The following is a 1,641-nucleotide window of genomic DNA, read 5'->3' on the forward strand; positions in this document are numbered from 1 at the left end:
AATCCACACCGAACCCGGAAGGCCCTCACCCGTTCAAGACACCTCAGCCGAGACCTGCATCACCCGTCCACAACCTCCCTGGACAGAACACCTAGCCGGCGAGGCCCGACCGGGCCCGGGCCCGGTCGCGGAACCACGCACCCGCTCCGACCAGCACCGCCACCCCCACCCCGTACAGGGGCAGCCACAAGGTCGTCGTGGCCGCCAGGCACTCGGCCACGGCCTTGCGGGCCTCGTCCTGCTGCACGAACGCCAGGGCCACACCGTCACTGCCGGCCAGGTTCCCCAGCGCGGCCTCCGCCTGGAGGGCCTCGTACCTGCCCCGCAACACGCACTCGCTGCGCGTGCCCGGCATCGGGAACAGCCAGGCCCGGCGCTGCAGAAGGGGGGCGAGCGCGACCGCCACGCACAGGCCGACGACCAGCGCGTACGCGACCAGGCCGCGCATGTACGGCGAGCGGAATTCCGGCGTCCACTCCGCCCGTCGCTGGAAGGCGAGCATCACCGCGAGCAGCGTGACCCCGATGAACGTGGCGAACCACTGCCACGAGCCCTGGGCGAGTGCGAACGTCAGCACCGCGGCGAGTCCGATGCCGATGACCCCGGGAGCGGGAATGCCGTCGCCGGCTGCGGCGGGCACCCGCCTCGTGGTCAGTCTGGGGCTGGGATCACTCACAGGCCTCTCCTGCAGGGCGGGAGACACCAGCATGGCCCGCAGGGCGCCGCGGCCCCGGGCCGCCAGGCCGTACGGATCCTGCGCCCCGCCCGGATGGCCGCGGGCCACTGGGTACGCCGGCGATGGTTACTCGACGTAAGGGGCGGTAGGGGAGCGCGTCGCTTCCGGGAGGCGCGAGCCGGTCCTGTCCGTGCACGCTGGAGGGGAAGCCCCGCCGAGCGCCGCTCGGCGCCGTTCCCACACGGCTCGGGCACCGCAGGAGCCGGGCCGCGTGACCAACCCGGAAAGCAGGTGCGACCCATGCGTACGTCGACCCGCATCGCCGGTGTCCTCGCCGGCCTGACCCTCACGCTCGGCGGCACACTCGCCGTCCCCGCCGCCCAGGCGGACATTCCGGCCTGCACGAACATGGCCACCCAGGCAGGTGCCAGCGCCACCGACGCCGTCACGACAGCGTGCCACCTCGGCGTGAGCGGCGACCTCCAGGGCTGTGTGAGCGGGCTGACCGCGGCCGGAGTACCGGGCGGCGCTGCGAACGGCGCCTGCCGGCTGGCCGCCCACGAACCCCGGTAGGCCCGCACCGCTCGCCGCCGCAAACGGGTATGAACGATGACATTCAGTGAGATTCGGGTGCCCCTGGGGTGACCCGCCCCATAGGGCCCACGTCACATACGAACCGGGATAGTAGCCTCTGCCGCCCCGATACCGCTGCTGTCGCGTGGGCGCCCACCTGCACGGATTGCTTCCGACCCCACTGAGGGCCGCGGGCCCCGCACTGCGAGGGCCGCTAGTAGGACGGGTCGTTGCCAGGGGGGCGGGGCGTCGGTAGAACTGGATGAGTCGCCAGGCGGCACGGGTGCTTACCCGCCGCCGACGAACCCCTCTCCACCGCGTGAGTGGCTCACGCATGCCTTCGGTATGCGGCGACCGTCTCTGTCCCCGTCGGAAGGTTCATCCGTGTCCCA

The 1,641-nt window shown here is 72.4% G+C and carries 2 protein-coding genes; one reads left to right on the forward strand and one right to left on the reverse strand.

The features are described 5' to 3' along the window. Positions 1–91: 91 nt before the first annotated feature. Positions 92–676, reverse strand: coding sequence for a hypothetical protein (locus tag ACIQU4_RS42365; protein ID WP_403743286.1), 585 nt, complete (start codon positions 674–676; stop codon positions 92–94). Positions 677–976: 300 nt separating this feature from the next. Between ACIQU4_RS42365 and ACIQU4_RS42370 the strand changes: the two genes are divergently transcribed. Then, positions 977–1,249, forward strand: coding sequence for a hypothetical protein (locus tag ACIQU4_RS42370; RefSeq protein WP_403743289.1), 273 nt, complete (start codon positions 977–979; stop codon positions 1,247–1,249). Positions 1,250–1,641 lie beyond the last annotated feature (392 nt).

The organism is Streptomyces sp. NPDC090741 (genome assembly GCF_044769045.1).
Lineage (GTDB): Bacteria > Actinomycetota > Actinomycetes > Streptomycetales > Streptomycetaceae > Streptomyces.

Bases quoted from the DNA above. Each gene is read 5' to 3' on its own strand.
- ACIQU4_RS42370 (WP_403743289.1), top strand. From the start codon at position 977: ATGCGTACGTCGACCCGCATCGCCGGTGTCCTCGCCGGCCTGACCCTC.